Annotated in this window: 11 protein-coding genes; 5 read left to right on the top strand and 6 right to left on the bottom strand. The window is 63.2% G+C overall.

Annotated elements, in window-relative coordinates:
- Positions 1-73: 73 nt before the first annotated feature.
- Positions 74-931 (top strand): HTD2 family dehydratase, encoded by an 858-nt coding sequence (locus SM765_RS05415; protein WP_425537298.1) that lies wholly within the window; start codon positions 74-76, stop codon positions 929-931.
- A gap of 238 nt (positions 932-1,169) precedes the next feature.
- Here SM765_RS05415 and SM765_RS05410 read toward each other — a convergent pair whose 3' ends face one another.
- Positions 1,170-2,234 carry an NAD(P)/FAD-dependent oxidoreductase gene (locus tag SM765_RS05410; protein ID WP_274837268.1) on the bottom strand — a complete coding sequence of 355 codons (1,065 nt, stop codon included), beginning with the start codon at positions 2,232-2,234 and terminating at the stop codon, positions 1,170-1,172.
- A 58-nt stretch (positions 2,235-2,292) separates the two neighbouring features.
- On the opposite strand from SM765_RS05410, the gene mnmC2 reads away from it, so the two are divergent.
- Both mnmC2 and SM765_RS05400 read left to right on the top strand, forming a co-directional pair.
- Positions 2,293-2,961 carry a tRNA (5-methylaminomethyl-2-thiouridine)(34)-methyltransferase MnmC2 gene (gene mnmC2, locus SM765_RS05405; protein ID WP_274834919.1) on the top strand — a complete coding sequence of 223 codons (669 nt, stop codon included), beginning with the start codon at positions 2,293-2,295 and terminating at the stop codon, positions 2,959-2,961.
- Positions 2,958-3,845: a DMT family transporter gene (locus SM765_RS05400; protein ID WP_274837269.1), complete on the top strand. Its 888-nt coding sequence runs from the start codon at positions 2,958-2,960 to the stop codon at positions 3,843-3,845. The genes mnmC2 and SM765_RS05400 overlap by 4 nt, the downstream gene beginning before the upstream one ends.
- On the opposite strand, the gene SM765_RS05395 is transcribed toward SM765_RS05400, so the two are convergent.
- A complete protein-coding gene (locus tag SM765_RS05395) occupies positions 3,819-5,777 on the bottom strand; it encodes a lytic transglycosylase domain-containing protein (RefSeq protein WP_274837270.1) in 1,959 nt (652 codons plus the stop codon). The genes SM765_RS05400 and SM765_RS05395 overlap by 27 nt on opposite strands.
- Positions 5,778-5,917: 140 nt before the next feature.
- Between SM765_RS05395 and dapA the strand changes: the two genes are divergently transcribed.
- Positions 5,918-6,790, top strand: coding sequence for a 4-hydroxy-tetrahydrodipicolinate synthase (dapA, locus tag SM765_RS05390; protein ID WP_065271354.1), 873 nt, complete (start codon positions 5,918-5,920; stop codon positions 6,788-6,790).
- Positions 6,791-6,864: 74 nt separating this feature from the next.
- On the opposite strand, the gene SM765_RS05385 is transcribed toward dapA, so the two are convergent.
- From SM765_RS05385 to SM765_RS05370, 4 genes are all read right to left on the bottom strand, one after another.
- Positions 6,865-7,752 (bottom strand): dimethyl sulfoxide reductase anchor subunit family protein, encoded by an 888-nt coding sequence (locus SM765_RS05385; RefSeq protein WP_274837271.1) that lies wholly within the window; start codon positions 7,750-7,752, stop codon positions 6,865-6,867.
- Positions 7,752-8,516 (bottom strand): 4Fe-4S dicluster domain-containing protein, encoded by a 765-nt coding sequence (locus SM765_RS05380; RefSeq protein ID WP_274837272.1) that lies wholly within the window; start codon positions 8,514-8,516, stop codon positions 7,752-7,754. The genes SM765_RS05385 and SM765_RS05380 overlap by 1 nt, the downstream gene beginning before the upstream one ends.
- Positions 8,513-11,347 (bottom strand): molybdopterin oxidoreductase family protein, encoded by a 2,835-nt coding sequence (locus SM765_RS05375; protein ID WP_274837273.1) that lies wholly within the window; start codon positions 11,345-11,347, stop codon positions 8,513-8,515. The genes SM765_RS05380 and SM765_RS05375 overlap by 4 nt, the downstream gene beginning before the upstream one ends.
- 118 nt (positions 11,348-11,465) lie before the next feature.
- On the bottom strand, positions 11,466-12,599 hold the full coding sequence (locus tag SM765_RS05370; protein ID WP_274837274.1) for a citrate/2-methylcitrate synthase: 1,134 nt from the start codon (positions 12,597-12,599) through the stop codon (positions 11,466-11,468).
- Positions 12,600-12,632: 33 nt separating this feature from the next.
- Here SM765_RS05370 and SM765_RS05365 point away from each other — a divergent pair, with 33 nt between their 5' ends.
- The gene (locus SM765_RS05365; RefSeq protein ID WP_274834911.1) at positions 12,633-13,484 is read left to right on the top strand and encodes a phosphate acyltransferase; all 852 of its coding nucleotides are present in this window, start codon (positions 12,633-12,635) and stop codon (positions 13,482-13,484) included.
- Positions 13,485-13,503 lie beyond the last annotated feature (19 nt).

Here is a 13,503-nt window from a genome sequence, read left to right as displayed (position 1 = left end):
GGCAGGGGCGCGCCAGTGTTCCTCCCGGCCTTCGGCGGCTTGTCCTTTCCGAAGACGTGGCTAAGGTCACGGGATGAGCGAATTCAGTCCCACAAATCCCGCCCCCCGTACCGAACCTGGCCCCGATACCAGCTCTGAGATCCGGCAAACCGATGTCATGGACCCGGCCCGCGCCACGGCCTTTCAGGTGGCGCTGGGGCAGGAAGCGGACATCACCGAGGGCAGCGTTCTGCCGCCGTTCTTTCATCAGCTGTACTTCTGGACCCCGCAGCCGCCCGAGGCGTTGGGCCGCGATGGTCATCCGCGGGTCGGCGGAACGGGCGGGCTGATCCCGGATCTGGGCCTGCCGCGGCGCATGTGGGCTGGCGGGCAGCTGCAGTTCGACGCGCCCCTGCGGGTCGGCAATCCGGCGGAAAAATGCTCGGTTCTGGAAAAGGCCGAACATAAAAACGGGCGCAGCGGGCCGTTGGCATTCGTGACCCTGCGCCATGAGATCTGGCAGAAGGGAGAACTGTGCCTCACCGAATGGCAGGATCTTGTCTATCGCGAGGATCCGGACCCACAGGCGCCAAAACCGGTGCCGCCTGAGGCGCGGACGGATGAGCGTGATGCGCGGGAGGCGGCGTTTTCATCGACGCTGCTGTTCCGCTATTCGGCGCTGACCTTCAACGGGCACCGGATCCATTATGATCTCGACTATGCGCGCGATGTCGAAGGCTATGACGGTCTGGTGGTGCATGGTCCGCTTTTGGCGCAACACCTGATGTTGCTGGCCGAGGAGGTGGGGGGTGCCTTGCGCCGCTTTGCCTTTCGCGCTTCCTCGCCATTGATGCATTTTGAAACGGCTACGTTTTGCCGCAATGGTGCGGATCTGTGGGTCAGAGGCCCGGATGGACGACAATGCATGAGCGCCACGGCAGAGTTCGCATGAGGGGGAGGCTCCCGCCTGCCGGGCCATATTCTGCGAATAGGGCGCTGCCAGTTGGGCCCGGCGCCGCTGCGCGGCGTGAAAAAAAACTGCTGAGAAGCTTTTTGAGGGGCAGATCTGCCCTCAAAAGCGCCTGTTCCAGTTTGGGATGTTCCGCTCCGCCTCAAGGGCAAGGCGCGCGATGCGCGCAGGCTGCGCCTCCCTTGACCCGGAGCGAAACGGTGGGGCAGAGGCGGCGGTGTCAGAGGTTGTCTTCGACGCGGAAGCCTGCAGGGATGGCATCGATCTGGTCCAGCAGGAGATCAGCCATGACCTCGGCGACCTTGGGGGCCATGCCAAAGCCGATCTTGAAGCCTCCGTTGGAGATGAAATGCCCGCTGCGGCCCGGCCAGGGGCCAAGCATTGGCGCCCGGGATCTTGCGCGCGGGCGCACCCCGGCCCAGCGTTCGATGAGCTCGGCGCCTTGGAGAATGGGAACGGCGGCGCGGGCGCTTGCAAGGATGTCGTCGAGCTGAGCGTCCGTCTCCGTGCCGTTTTCGAACTCCCGCTCGCTGGTGGAGCCGATGGCCACTGTGCCATCCGCATGCGGGATGATGTGCAGGCTGTCGGCGTACAGCTGCGGGACCTCTCCGGCATCATGGCGCAGCAGGGCGGCCTGTCCTTTGACGCCGTTGCCGATGGTTTTCCCCACGGTTTTGCCCAGCGTTTGGTTCAGGTCCAGTAGCCCTGCATGGCCGGTGGCGTGAACAACCTGACCCTGATCGGTACCGTCTGCGCCTACAGCCACACCCTGTGCCTTCAACGCTGCGACGAGCGCGGCGCAGGCCCGTCGCGGATGCATGCGGGCGCTGAGCGTGTCGTAAATCACAAGGCCGGTGGCACTGGGTGGGGCCCACCCCCCAAACTCCTCTGCCGCGCAAATGCGCCATTCGGCCTGTTGCCCGGCATCGGTGCGCCAGAGATCGGCAGCGGTGCCTTCGCGCTGGCGGGCCAAATCAAGCACTCGATCGTCATTGATGGGCTGCAGACGGCCGGTGCGGCCATAGCCGGGGGAGACGCCGCCCGCATGTTCCACATCGCGCCAGAAATCTTGTGCCATCAAAAGGCTTTCGAACTGGAACTGTTTCTTGGCATTCCAGTTTTCCGGCACATGCGGGGCGAGGGCACCGACAAGGCCGCCGCTGGAGCCTGCGCCGGGGCCGAAGGGGTCGATCACCTGAACCCTTGCGCCGCGCCGGGCGCAGATCCAGGCGATCGAAAGACCAAAAATGCCCGCGCCGCGCACCGTGATATCTGCCATTGCCATTCGCCCGCCCTTTCGCCAGTGTCGCGCCGTTCCGTGACATCACTTAAGGGAAAACAGCATGGCAGACCAGCAGGCCCGGCTCAGTTGGCGTGATGGCATCATTCCGGTGTCCGATCAGTTCGATGATCCCTATTTTTCGATCCACGACGGGCTGGCGGAGACGGGGCATGTGTTCCTGGCCGGGAATGATTTGCCTGCGCGGTTCCGCCCCGGTTTCCATATTGCCGAGCTGGGGTTCGGGACCGGTCTGAACCTGCTCGCCGCCTGGAAGCTCTGGGAGGAAAGCGGGCAGGTGGGCGCATTGCACTTCACCAGTTTCGAGGCCTTTCCGATGGTGCCTGGCGATATGGCCCGGGCGCTGGAGGCCTTTCCTGCGGTCGCGCCCTGGGCCGAAAGGTTCTTCGCGGTCTGGACGGGGCAGGGCAGCTGCGATCTGGGCACGCTTCGGTTCGAGATGATCACCGGCGACGCGCGCCTGTCGCTGCCAGAGTGGACGGGGCGTGCTGATGCCTGGTTTCTGGACGGGTTTTCCCCGGCCAAGAACCCGGAACTGTGGGGTGAGGATTTGATGGCCGAGGTGGCCCGGCACACCGCCGCGGGCGGCAGCGCCGCGACCTATACGGCGGCGGGCTTCGTGCGCCGGGGCCTGGAGGCGGCGGGCTTTGCTGTCACACGTATACCTGGCTATGGACGCAAACGACATATGACAAAGGCGGAACTGGTATGAGCAGCGCAGAGGTCCACGAGGCAGGCAATAACACGCGGCTGGGTGTGATGCTGATGATTGGCGCCACCATCGTGTTCGCGCTTCAGGACGGGATCTCGCGACATCTGGCCGGGGAATACAACGTCTACATGGTGGTGATGATCCGTTATTGGTTCCTGTCTCTGTTTGTCGTCTCCATCGCTTTGCGGCAGCCGGGCGGTCTGAAAAAGGTGGCCCGGACCCGGCAGATCTGGCTACAGATCTTTCGCGGCTTTGTCTGCGCGGCGGAAATCTGTGTCATGGTTTTGGCCTTTACCTTGCTGGGGCTGGTGGAAAGCCACGCGGTCTTTGTGTCCTACCCCTTGATGATCGCGGCCCTGTCCGGGCCGATCCTGGGGGAGAAGGTCGGGATCTGGCGGTGGAGCGCCATTCTTATCGGTTTCCTTGGGGTGTTGATCATTCTGGAGCCGGGGATCGGCGTGTTCCAACCGGCTGCACTGGTACCGCTGCTGGCTGCACTGATGTTCGCTCTTTATGGGCTTCTGACGCGCTATGCCGCGCGCAAGGACAATTCGGCCACCAGTTTCTTTTACGTGGGCGTTGTCGGCGTTGTCTTTATGACGCCGATCGGCCTGTCGAACTGGGAGGCGATGAGCACGCCGGACTGGGGTTGGATGGGGCTATTGTGCCTGACCGGCGCTCTGGGGCACTACCTGCTGATCCGTTGCTATGAGGCGGCAGAGGCAAGCGCGGTGCAGCCCTTTGCCTATCTGCAACTGCCCTGGGCGGCGATGCTGGGGCTTGTGATCTTTTCGGAAACCATCCGGTTCAACGTGGCGCTGGGCGCCGGGATCGTGGTGGCGGCGGGGCTGTTCACCCTATGGCGCGAACGCCGCCAGCGTTGATCCGGTCAACTCCCGCGAAAACGGCACCGGCAGCGGTGTCTGCCCCAGCCGTGCACGATAGACCGGCAGGCTTTCGGTGACGCGCATTACGTAGTTGCGGGTCTCGTTGAAGGGGATGTGCTCGATCCAGTCGATGATGTTCGGGGTGCCGTCGCGGGGGTCGCCATAGCGTTCCATCCAGGCCGCAGGGCGATGCGGGCCTGCGTTATAGCCAGCTGCCATCATCACCACGTTGCCACCGAACTCTTCGGCGAGACGGGCAAGATACTGCGCGCCAAGGGTTGCGTTATAGTCCCATTCAGCGGTCAGGCGGGCGGTCTCGTGCTCGGACAGGATGCCCAGTTCATTCGCCACCAGTTTTGCTGTGGCGGGCATCACCTGCATCAGCCCGCGTGCGCCTGCGTGGCTGATCACGCCGGGGTCGAATTCGCTTTCGCGCCGGGCGATGGCCAGGGTCATCTCGGGCGCCATCGGCAGGTCCTTTTTCGCCACCGGGTGCAGCGGGTAATAGGCGCCTTTCAGCTCGATCCCGGATTGTGCCGCGCGTTTGCCGATCATCACTGCCAGGTGTGGCCGGTCCATTTCCACCGCCATCTGACCCAGCTGAAAGGCCTGCTCGGACGGCAGGCTTTCGGTCAGATGGGTGAGGAACCGTTCGGCCAGCACATCCTCTCCGGCGCGCAGCAGCAGCAGACCCGCTTCGGTGACCGAGGAATTGAGGTAGGGGGCACTGCGCCAGTCCGGCAGCGCAGGCGGATTGGCAAGATCCGGATCGAAAGGTCGACCAAGCGCCTCGGCGGCGAGGATCCCATAAAAGGAGGTTTGATAGGCGGCAGCCCGGGAATAGGCATCATGCGCCTTGTTCACTTCTCCCATCTCGGCATAGGCACGGCCCAACCAGTAGCCGCCGCGCCCGACCGAGATCGGGGTTTCGACCGAGGCGAGGAAGCGCTCGAAATGCTTTGCGGCCAGACCGGGATCGTTCAGCTTGCGCAGGGCAATATAGCCAGCCAGCCATTCGCAGTCAGAATAGCCATAGCCTGCTTCGGGCGTGGAAAAATGATGGGCGGCCAGCTGGTAGGCGCGTTCGTGGTTGCCGTCCCGCATGTCCTGCCGGGCCAGATCGCGGCGGCGGCGCAGCCATTTTTCCGGCGCTCCCAGTTTGTCGGCGCTGGTGCTGCGATCCATTAGCATCTGGATGGCGTCCTCGCGGCGTCCTTTTTTGTCGCGCCAGTCGAACCGGTCGTAGGCCAGACCGGCATCATCCTGCAAATCCGCTGGGATCGCCGCGATCTTGGCATCGACGCCCGGGGTGCGCTGCTGCAGGGCCAGACGGGCCTCGGCCAGCTTGCGCGGACCGTCCGGCACCAGGTCCAGCATGCGCGGCGCACTGACATGGTGGCGGTCCCACAAGAGCCGGTTCAGCCGCGCCGCATGATGCGGTTGCAGCAGGGTGCTGAAATCGGCGAGATAGGCGTCCTGTACCTCGGACGTCATCGGCATGGTGCGCCAGGCCATGACGATTTCGGCCTCACCATCGCCCCGGCGCCCCGCCGCGATCAGCGCGCGGCCAAGGCTCAGCGCGCCTTCGGCTGTCTGGGGGCGGTTGCCAGAGTAGAATGACAGAATGGTCTCGCGGTCGGCCGTGGCCAGTGCCGCTTCGCTTTTTTCCTGCAGATAGGGCAGGCCGGGCCAGTCGGGGCGGCGTGCCAAAAAGGCCATGACATCGCGCGCCGAGCCTTCGCCCGCGCGCAGACGGTGCCATTCGATCACGTCGCGGGCGACGGTGGCTTCGGGGCCTGCCATCTCTCCGGCGGCGTCCCATTGCTGCCCCCGGATCAGCTCCAGAGCGTCAGCAAGCCTGTCTGCCCGGGCTATCTGCGGAGTAAGCAGGGGCAGGAGCAGCAGAATGAAGGCCAGAATGCGTGTCATGTCTTGCATTTTCTCGTGAACCGGGGATAGAGGCTGTGACGATAATCCGTGACGCGCCGGTATCAACTCAAAACCCGGTCAAGTCCACTATTCCGGCGGCGCTTTGCCTGCCGACCATTCGCAACTAAGGGAGCGTGCCCATGTTCAAAGGCTCTATGCCAGCCCTCGTCACCCCGTTTCGCAACGGCGAGCTGGATCTGGATACGCTCAAACACTTGGTAGAATGGCATATCGAGCAGGGCTCGACCGGTATTGTGCCCGTTGGCACCACTGGCGAAAGCCCGACGCTGAGCCATGAAGAGCACGAGACCGTGATCGCCGAGGTGGTCAAGGCGACTGCAGGCCGGGTGCCAGTCATCGCGGGCGCTGGCTCCAACAACACCGTCGAAGCGATTCGTTTTGTCGAGTTTGCGGCGCGTATCGGTGCTGATGCGGCGCTGGTGGTGACGCCCTATTACAATAAGCCGACCCAGCGCGGTATGGTGGCGCATTTTGAGGCCCTGCACGACTGCGCCGATATTCCGATCGTGATCTACAACATTCCGGGCCGCTCGGTCGTCGACATGACACCGGCGACCATGGGTGAGCTGGCCAAGCTGCCCCGTATCGTTGGCGTCAAGGATGCCACCGGCGATCTGGCCCGGGTCAGCCAGCAGCGCGGTTCGTGTGGTCCCGACTTCATCCAGCTGTCGGGTGAGGATGCAACCGCGCTTGGCTTCAATGCCCATGGCGGCGTTGGCTGCATCTCGGTCACCGCAAACGTGGCGCCGAAACTCTGCGCTGAGTTCCAGGCCGCGACCCTTGCAGGCGACTACAAGACCGCGCTGGACTATCAGGACCGCCTGATGCCCCTGCACGAGGCGATCTTTATCGAGCCGGGCCTTGTGGGCGCGAAATACGGCCTGTCCAAGCTGGGCCTGTGCAGCGAAGAGGTCCGCTGCCCGCTGACCACGCTGGAGGACAGCACCAAGGCAGCGATCGACGCGGCCATGAAGCACGCAGGTCTGATCTAAGGCCAACCGGTTTTCCGATTTAAAAAGGCGGCTCCTTTCGGGGCCGCCTTTTTCGTTGTTCAAATCAGATGCGTTCAGCGTTTGCCGTAGTAGAGGCCGACGACATGTTCAGCCTGGGCAAAGAACAGCCAGCGCAGGCAGGCAATCCCTGCGATATGCAGCAGCACCGCGACGCCTGCCATCAGGTGTTTCATCATCACGCTGTCAAACGGCATCACCATCAGGGCAATCGGCAGCGCGAACCCCAGGCCAAAGCCGATGACGCGCAGCTTCAGCGCGTGCTTGCGCCCCACCACATAGACGAATTCCCGAAGCAGGTAATTGCTGCCGGTATGGGGCGGCTCGAATGCACGCACGCTGCCGTGAGTGCCCAGCCCTGTGGCGGTGGCGATGTCGGTGCCGGAGTGCGCCAGCGCCTTGTCCGTCTTGGCCCAATAGATCAGCTGGATCGCCCCGGCCAGGGCCAAGAGCCAGGGCGCAAGGCTCTCGCGACCGGCCAGTAGAGCGCCACCCGCGACTGCGAAGCTGAGAAAGACCAGTGGCGTCAGCCGGCTGTGCCAGCGCGGGATCGTCTTTAGTTGGGTATAGATCATCGCGGTGGTGAAAACGGTGCCGATGCTGAGCGCAGCGCCCAGAAGGCCGAGGAGGCGCCAGTCAGCGTCAAGGAAAACGGCCCCGGCCGCATAAAGCCCCATGACCAGCAGCGCGGAAACGGCAGCGCAGCCTTCGCGGCTGAGCCAGCTTGTGCGCCACTGGCTGAACGCCTTCCAGGCGCGTTCGGGATGGCCGAGGTGAAAGGTCGAGGCCAGAAGCCCGCCCACGGCCAGCGCATAGGCGATGAGGTAAAAGACAAGGGCGACCCAGCCGGTAACGGCGGGCATCCCAAGCCCGAGAAAGGCCAGTAGGCCAAAGCCGAGGCCGGACAGGGTGGTGAAGATGATGACGGAAGGGGCCGGATGCATCAGCTGTCTCCTCCGGGCAGTTTATCCAGTGCCTTGTCGAGCCAGCCAAGGAAACCGCTGGGTTCCTCCGCGACCGGTGCCAGAAGCGGCGCCAGCACGTCGATCTGGTCCTCGATGCGGTCCTTGGGGCGGGGCGGCAGGTATTTGTTCACAGGTTTGGTGCCCATTTCCGGCATCAGATCTATGCCGCCGCGCTCCGCAACCAGTTGAGAAACCTCGCTGTCAGGATCGCCAAGATCCCCGAAATGCCGTGCGCCCGCCGGGCAGGTGCGCACGCAGGACGGAACGCGATCCTCTTCGGGCAGGTTGTCGTTATAGATCCGGTCCACGCAAAGGGTGCATTTCTTCATCACGCCCTCGGCTAGATCCAATTCGCGCGCACCGTAAGGGCAGGACCAGGCGCAAAGCCCGCAGCCGATACAGTCGCTTTCATTGACCAGAACAATGCCATCCTCGACCCGCTTGTAGCTGGCGCCGGTGGGGCAGACGGTGACGCAGGGTGCATCTTCGCAATGCAGGCAGGATTTCGGGAAATGCACCAGCTGGGCATGTCCTTGCTCCGGCTGTACCTCATAGGAATGCACCCGATTGAGGAAGGTACCCGAGGGATCGGCGCCATAGGGATCCTGATCCGACAGTGGTGCGCCGTAGTTTTCGGTATTCCAGCCTTTGCAGGAGATTACGCAGGCATGGCAGCCGACGCAGGTGTCCAGATCGATCACCAGCCCCATCTTGCGATTTGTCTGTGTGGGAAGCTCGGTCATTTGCCTACCTTCCATGTCAGTTTGTCCGGACCGGTGCCCACCGGAGATGCAATCGGATCAAGCGCGGGCTGGCTTTCTGCGATGCCATCCGGCGGGGCGGCCTTTTCGATCTTCACCTTCAGGTCGAACCAGGCCGCCTGTCCGGTGATCGGGTCCGAGTTTGCCCAGCGAAGACCATCGCCCTTGGGTGGCAAAAGCTCGTGGATCAGGTGATTGAGCAGGAAGCCCTTTGTCGCTTCCGGTGCGTTTTTATCGAGCGCCCAGGCGCCTTTGCGCTTGCCGATGGCGTTCCAGGTCCAGACCGTGTTCTCATTCAGCGCAGCCATCTCCATCACCGGCACGGTGATCTCTCCGTGCGGAGAGGTGACTCGCGCCCAGTCCCCATCCGACAGGCCGTTCTCACGCATCAGTTTCGTCGGCACGTAAAGGGGATTACGCCCGTGCAACTGCCGCAGCCAAGCGTTCTGGCTGCCCCAGGAATGATACATCGCCATCGGGCGCTGGGTGAGGGCGTTGACGGTGAACCCTTCGTTGCCCTGCTGGTCTGTTTCGTACCAGATCGGCAGCGGATCCATGGTGGCCTTGATCCGCTTGCGCAGATGGTCGGGGGGCTGGCGCTCCCCATATCCTTCGGCGGCCAGCTGGAATTTCCGCATCGGCTCCACATACAGCTGGAACAGATAGGGTTCGGGCTTGTCATAGATCCCCATGCCCACGGCCCAGTCCTGATAGGCGCTGTTCCAGGGTTTGTAGTAGAGCGCCGCATCGGGGATATGGCTGACGTGGAAGCCGCCATTTTCGATATAGCGGTCGAGTTGTTCAGGGTTCACCGCGCCGCGCCCGGACTGTTCGCCATCGCCGCGCCATCCCGCTAGTGGGCCGATACCGGGCTTACGCTCGTGGTTGACGATGTAATCGGCGTAATCCTGATATTTCGCGCTGCCGTCCTCATTGGTGAAGCCCGGCAGTTTCATCCGGTTCGCCAGTTCCACCAGCGCAGTCTGGAACCCGCGCACATCCCGGTCCGGTTCCACCACCGGCCAGCGGATGGCATCGGCGGCGGCATCCGCCTCGCAGATCGGGCGATCCAGCAGCGAGATACAATCGTGCCGCTCCAGATAGGTGGTGTCGGGCAGGATCAGGTCGGCATAGGCGACCATTTCCGATGAATAGGCATCCGAGTAGATGATGCGCGGAATGACATACTCGCCGTTGTCATCCCGGTCGGTCAGCATCTCGATCACCCCGCGGGTGTTCATCGAGGAATTCCACGACATGTTCGCCATATACATGAACAGCGTGTCGATCTTGTAGGGATCACCTGCATGAGCGTTGGAGATCACCATATGCATCAACCCGTGGGCGCTCATCGGGTTTTCCCAGGTGAAAGCCTTGTCGATGCGGGCTGGGCTGCCGTCTTCGCACAGGGCCAGATCGTTGGGGCCATGCACAAACCCCAAATGCGGGCCGTCCAGCGCGCAATCGGGTTTGACGCCACAGTGCGGTTTGGGATGCGCGGTCGCGGGCTTGGGGTAGGGCGGTTTAAAGCGGAAGCCGCCGGGGACCTCGACCGTGCCCAGAAGGATCTGCAGGACGTGCAGCGCACGGCAGGTCTGGAACCCGTTGGCATGGGCAGACACCCCGCGCATGGAGTGGAAGGATACCGGGCGCCCCACCATCGTCTTGTGAGTCTCGCCGCGGAAATCGGTCCACTCCTGATCAAGCTCGAACGCCTCGTTAAAGGCGACACGGGCAATTTCAGCGGCGATGGCGCGGATGCGACTGGCGGGGATACCGCATTGCTCGGCCACGGTTTCAGGGGCGTAGTCATCAGACAGATACCGCTCGGCCAGCAGGTGGAACACCGGCCTGTGGGTGACACCGGCATGGCGATAGGTGGCATGCAGGTCCGGGCGTACGCCTGGCTGGTCAAAGGGCGTCAGCTTGCCGGTATTGCGGTCGATCACCAGCTCCTTGCCCGCTTCATCACGCAGGAACAGGCCTTGTTCAGGTCCGTCGCTGGCGTTTACCAGCACCGGCGCATTGGTAAAACGGCTGAGATAATCAAGGTCGATCTTACCGGCCTTCAGCAGCACATGCACCATGGAGAGGATGAACAGCCCGTCGGTGCCCGGCGTGATGCCGACCCAGTCATCCGCCACCGCGTTATAGCCGGTGCGGATCGGGTTGACGCCGATCACCCGCGCGCCGCGCGCCTTGATCCGGCCGATACCCATCTTGATTGGGTTACTGTCATGATCTTCGGCCACGCCGAACAGCATGAACAGCTTGGTGTGATCCCAGTCGGGCTGACCGAATTCCCAGAAGGCACCGCCCATGGTGTAGATGCCAGCCGTCGCCATGTTGACCGAGCAGAAGCCGCCGTGCGCGGCATAGTTAGGAGTGCCGAAATTCTGCGCCCAGAAACTGGTGAAGCTCTGCGACTGATCGCGGCCGGTGAAAAACGCCAGCTTTTCTGGTGCATTCTTGCGCAGCGGTTCCATCCAGGAGGCCGCCAGATCCAGCGCCTCGTCCCAGGTGATTTCCTCGAACTGTCCTGACCCGCGCGGGCCGACCCGCTTCAGCGGCGCACGCAGCCGCGAGGGCGCGTTGTGCTGCATGATGCCAGCGCTGCCCTTGGCGCAAAGAACACCCTTGTTCACCGGGTGGTCGCGGTTGCCCTCGATATAGGCGACCTGTTTCTTGCCATCGCTGCCGGTTTTCATATGCACGTTGATGCCGCAGCGGCAGGCGCACATGTAGCAGGTGGTCTGGCGGATCTCCTCGGAAACCGGGGGCGAGGTGTCGATCTGAGGCTGGTTGAAACCCATGGGTCATCCCTGTTCGTCGCGTCGGGGCAGGCTAGGTCGGATCAGTCTGCCGCGCGAGAGTTTTCTGTTTTTCCCGGCTTTTTCGGGAATCTGTTCTTTGAAATCGTATTGGTGGGGATCAGCGATCTGCAATCGGCACATAACCGCGTGGTTCCGGCCCGTTGTACAGCGTCAGCGGTCGGATCAGGATATTGCCGCGCTGTTGCTCGATGCATTGGATCACCCAGCCGGGCATGCGCCCGATGGCAAAGATCGGCACGTATAGGTCCATCGGGATGCCGTGCAGCTGGTAGATCACGCCGGAATAGAAGTCGACATTCACATTGAGCCCGTGGCGCGCATAGGGAGACATGGCCTCGACCACCGCCTGTAGGATTTCGTACCACTCGGGGGCGCCCATTTCCTCGCCCAGCTTGCGCACGCCTTCGCGCATGTGGCGAGCGCGGGGATCTTCCTTGCGGTAGACCCGGTGGCCAAAGCCGGTGACGGCTTCTTTCGCCGCGCGCTTGGCCTTCACGTAGGCGGCGGCCTTGTCCGGGGTGCCGATCTCGTGGACCATTTTCATCACGTCCTCGGCGGCGCCGCCGTGGGCTGGACCCGCGAGGGTCGACAGCGCCGTGACGATGGCGCCATGAAGATTAGCCTCGGTCCCGACTGTGACGCGTGCGGCAAAGCTGGAGGCGTTGGAGCCGTGTTCGGCGTGCAGAATGAAATCCACATCCGCCAGGCGCGCGGCATCCGCGCTCGGTTTCTCGCCCTTCAGCATCCACAGCCAGTTGGCTGCATGGCCAAGGGTCATGTCGGGCGCCACCGGATCGCGGCCGTTGCGGATTGCTTCATGCGCGGCGATGATCATCGGCACCTGGCTGGTCAGACGCACGCCATTGGCGAGGAAGGCCTCCTCGCCGACCTGCTGGCTGGCAGGCTCTAACGCTGCAAGGGCCGACACACAGGTGCGCAGCACATCCAACGGGTGGCCGTCCTTGCAGGCGCGGATGATTGCGTGGATCTCATCCGGCAGCACCCGCGCCGCTTTCAGATCGGCATCGAAATCCGCCAGTTGCCCTGCGGTTGGCAGCTCGCCGTAGATCAGTAGGTAACAGACCTCTTCAAAGGTGGAATGGGTAGCCAGATCGTGGATGGAATAGCCGCGATAGCTCAACTCGCCCTTGGCCCCATCAATATCTGAAACGCCGGAGCGTTCAAAGTAGACGCCCTTCAGGCCGCGGTTGATCTTGACGTTTTCGCTCATTGCTGGCTCCTTCGTGGGGTAAGGGAGAATGATATGACTGTTCTGGAAAATGCATTTGAGGCGGCAAAGGCACGGCGGGCACGTGTGGTTTTCCCGGAGATGGAAGACGCGCGGGTGGCAGAGGCCACGCAGCGCCTGCGGGCCGAAGGCCTGTGCGAACCCTTGCCACTGGGGGAGCCGTCCGAGGCCCATGTGGAGGCGCTGGTCGCCGCGCGCGGCTTGAAAGAGGTGATCGCAAAACGCATGGTTTCCAAACCCTTGTACCGCGCTGCCGCGATGGTTGCGCTGGGCGAGGCAGATGCGATGGTCGCAGGCGCCGATGTTCCCACCCGCCGGGTGATCGAGGCCGCCAGCATCGGCATCGGGCTGGCCGACGGGGTGTCCTTGCCCTCGTCGTTCTTCCTGATGGTGTTCCCGGATGGGCGCGAACTGGTCTTTGCTGACTGCGCGGTGAATGTAGCACCCGATGCGGCGCAACTTGCCGATATCGCACGCGCTTCGGCGGCCTCCGCCAAGGCCCTGCTGGGCACTGCGCGGGTGGCGATGCTGTCCTTTTCCACCGGCACATCGGGTGATGGCGATAGCGTGGCGCGGGTGCGCGAAGCAGCCGAGCTTGCAGGCTTTGCTGGGCCGGTGCAGGCGGATGCGGCGCTGAACGGTGCCATCGCTGCCAAGAAGGGGATCGAGGCTCTGGATGCCAACGTGCTAATCTTCCCGTCCTTGGATGCGGGCAATATCGGGTACAAGCTGTGCCAGGAACTGGCAGGTGCGCAGGCGCTGGGGCCGTTCCTGCAGGGCTTTGCCCGCCCGGTCTGCGATCTTAGCCGGGGCGCCAGCGTTGACGACATCGTCGCGGCGACGGTGCTGACTGCCGCGCAGGTCTGAGGGATATGCCGGGCGCAGC

Origin of the sequence: Pseudophaeobacter sp. 1A09344 (genome assembly GCF_041008745.1) — a bacterium.
Classification (GTDB): Bacteria; Pseudomonadota; Alphaproteobacteria; order Rhodobacterales; family Rhodobacteraceae; genus Phycobacter; species Phycobacter gallaeciensis_A.
Note: the sequence above shows the minus strand (reverse complement) of the source record. Positions and strands in the feature narration are given on the sequence as shown.

Excerpts from the sequence above, each read along its gene's own strand:
- SM765_RS05380 (WP_274837272.1), bottom strand. The coding sequence starts at position 8,516 with ATGACCGAGCTTCCCACACAGACAAATCGCAAGATGGGGCTGGTGATC.
- SM765_RS05385 (WP_274837271.1), bottom strand. The coding sequence starts at position 7,752 with ATGCATCCGGCCCCTTCCGTCATCATCTTCACCACCCTGTCCGGCCTC.
- SM765_RS05370 (WP_274837274.1), bottom strand. The coding sequence starts at position 12,599 with ATGAGCGAAAACGTCAAGATCAACCGCGGCCTGAAGGGCGTCTACTTT.
- SM765_RS05410 (WP_274837268.1), bottom strand. The coding sequence starts at position 2,234 with ATGGCAATGGCAGATATCACGGTGCGCGGCGCGGGCATTTTTGGTCTT.
- SM765_RS05415 (WP_425537298.1), top strand. The coding sequence starts at position 74 with ATGAGCGAATTCAGTCCCACAAATCCCGCCCCCCGTACCGAACCTGGC.
- SM765_RS05395 (WP_274837270.1), bottom strand. The coding sequence starts at position 5,777 with ATGACACGCATTCTGGCCTTCATTCTGCTGCTCCTGCCCCTGCTTACT.
- SM765_RS05365 (WP_274834911.1), top strand. The coding sequence starts at position 12,633 with ATGACTGTTCTGGAAAATGCATTTGAGGCGGCAAAGGCACGGCGGGCA.
- mnmC2 (WP_274834919.1), top strand. The coding sequence starts at position 2,293 with ATGGCAGACCAGCAGGCCCGGCTCAGTTGGCGTGATGGCATCATTCCG.
- dapA (WP_065271354.1), top strand. The coding sequence starts at position 5,918 with ATGTTCAAAGGCTCTATGCCAGCCCTCGTCACCCCGTTTCGCAACGGC.
- SM765_RS05375 (WP_274837273.1), bottom strand. The coding sequence starts at position 11,347 with ATGGGTTTCAACCAGCCTCAGATCGACACCTCGCCCCCGGTTTCCGAG.
- SM765_RS05400 (WP_274837269.1), top strand. The coding sequence starts at position 2,958 with ATGAGCAGCGCAGAGGTCCACGAGGCAGGCAATAACACGCGGCTGGGT.